This window comes from Acidovorax sp. LjRoot204, assembly GCF_056175785.1.
Window position 1 is genome coordinate 1 of record NZ_JBGFFF010000296.1, and the last position, 2,369, is coordinate 2,369.

Genomic DNA, 2,369 nt, shown 5'->3' on the forward strand with positions numbered 1-2,369 from the left:
GCTTTTGATGGGGTCGTACGGCAGGTTGGTGCGGATGGCCGGGTTCATGGTGAGCGTGGTGTTGGACCCGAGCAGCAGCGTGTACCCGTCAGCGGGCGCCTTGGCCACCATGGACGCCGCCACCACGGTGCCCGCGCCGGGCCGGTTCTCGACCACCATGGGCTGCCCCAGACGCTCTCCCAGGGCCGTAGCCAGCAAACGTCCCAGGATGTCGGTGGCTCCGCCTGGGGCAAAAGGCACGACCAGCTTGATGGGCCGGTCGGGGTAAGTCTGTGCCTGCGCCAGGCCGGGCGCGCCCAGCACCAGGGCGCTGAGCAGAAGACTCGATACGAAGCGGGAACGCAGCATGGTGAAGCTCTCCAGAAAGCACGTTGACAAAAGCGGGGGGTAGCGGGGGTTCACGGTGGGAGACGGAATGGCGAGCAGCGAGGCCCAGGTCACCCCAGCAAAGGGCTGCGCTGGCGCGCGTACCCACTGGCCTGGTCGTAGGCATGGCCGATCTGCAGCACGGCGGCGTCAGACTGTGCCGGGCCGATGATCTGCAGCCCCGCAGGCAGGCCGCCGGGGCCAAAGCCTGCGGGGGCTGCCAGCGCGGGCAGGCCGGCCATGGTGGCGGGCACCACGGTCTCCATCCAGCGGTGGTAGGTGTCCATGGTGCGGCCGCCGACCTCGTGGGGCCAGTTCAGCCCGGCATCGAAGGGGAAGACCTGCGCAGCGGGCAACACCAGAAAATCGAATTGCTCGAACAGGCCGCGCAGCACCTGGTACCACGCGCTGCGCACGCGGGCCGCGTCGTACACCTGCAGGGCCGTCAGGCGCATGCCACGCTCGATCTCCCACACCGCCTCGGGCTTGAGCAGCGCATGCGTGGCCGGGTTGCGATACAAGGCCGCATTGGCCCCTGCCACGCTGAAGCTGCGCAAGTCGATCCATGCGTTCCACAGCTGTTCCAGATTGAATGCGGGCGCCACAGATTCCACGGTGCAACCCACCGTGCGGAAGTGTTCCAGCGCCTGCTCGCAGGTGGCCAACACGCCCGGCTCGGTGGGCAAATGGCCGCCCAGGTCATCCAGCCAGCCGATGCGCGCACCGCGCCAGTCGCGCTCCAGCGGCTGGCCCAGCAGGGCCACGTCCTCATGGCGCCGCGTGAGCGGCAGGCGCGCATCAAAACCCGCCTGCACCGACAGCAGCAGCGCCAGGTCCGGGATGTTGCGCGCCATGGGCCCGGCCACGCTGAACTGCTGGAAGAACACTTCCTCCGTCGGCCCATGCGGCACCAGGCCGAATGAGGTGCGCAGGCCGTATACGTTGTTGAACGCCGCTGGCGTGCGCAGCGAGCCCATCATGTCCGAGCCATCGGCCACAGGCAGCATGTGCAGGGCCACTGCCACGGCTGCGCCGCCACTGCTGCCGCCTGCCGACACTGCCGGGTTGTGGGCGTTGCGCGTGGTGCCATACACCGGGTTGTAGGTGTGCCCGCCCAGGCCAAACTCGGGCGAGTTGCTACGGCCGATGAACAGTGCGCCGCCTGCACGCATGCGCTCGAACACCACCGCATCGGTGGCCGAGACCTGCCCGGCAAAGATGGGCGAGCCCCGCGTGGTGACCATGCCCGCAGCGGGCATGATGTCCTTGGGTGCCTGCGGAAACCCRTGCAGAGGGCCCAGGCTCTCGCCGCGCGCCAGTTGCGCATCGCGCTCTGACGCCTGCGTGCGCAGGGCGTTGCGGTCCACCATCGCCACCAATGCATTCACCACGGGGTTCAGCCGGTCCACCTGGGCCAGGTAGGCGTCCAGCACCTCGGTGCAGGAGACCTCCCGTGCATGGATGGCGCGCGACAGTCTGGCGGCCGTGTAGTCCACGATGTGGCTGGGGGTGCCACCCGGGGTGACGCTGTTTGCAGGAGACATGGGGGCTGGGGCCGGTGAATGTGTCATTGGTGAGTCAGCATAAGCAGCATGCTGCGTTTCGACAATCAACGATTTCTGGGGTTATCTTTGCGTTTTACGCAATCCACACCCCGAAAGGCCCCCATGCTTTCCAGCCGCTTGCAGGACACGGCGCTGCGCTACTTTCTGGAGGTGGTGCGCAGCGGCTCGGTCAGCGAGGCCGCCGCGCGCCTCAATGTGTCGCCTTCGGCCGTGAGCCGCCAAGTCGCCGCCCTCGAAGACCTGCTGGGCGTGCCGCTGTTTGACCGGCGCCCACGGGGCATGGCGCCCAGCGCGGCGGGCGAGCTGCTGGCCGCCCATGCGCGGCGCGGCGCGCTGGAGGCCGACCGCGTGGTCTCAGACATCCAGGCACTGCAGGGCCTGCGCACGGGGCTGGTGCGCATCTGCAGCTCTGCGGGTTTTGCCATCGAGTTCCTGCCC

General features: G+C 68.4%; 3 protein-coding genes. 1 reads left to right on the forward strand and 2 read right to left on the reverse strand.

Annotated elements, in window-relative coordinates; translation table 11 throughout:
• Together AC04MI_RS24680 and AC04MI_RS24685 are read right to left on the reverse strand one after the other, a co-directional pair.
• The coding region (locus AC04MI_RS24680) for a Bug family tripartite tricarboxylate transporter substrate binding protein (protein WP_476498983.1) at positions 1-348 on the reverse strand (348 nt) is incomplete at its 3' end.
• Between the two features lie 89 nt (positions 349-437).
• Entirely contained in the window at positions 438-1,910 is a 1,473-nt protein-coding gene (locus tag AC04MI_RS24685; protein ID WP_436079060.1) for an amidase, read from the reverse strand.
• A gap of 123 nt (positions 1,911-2,033) precedes the next feature.
• Here AC04MI_RS24685 and AC04MI_RS24690 point away from each other — a divergent pair.
• The coding region (locus AC04MI_RS24690) for a LysR family transcriptional regulator (protein ID WP_476498984.1) at positions 2,034-2,369 on the forward strand (336 nt) is incomplete at its 3' end.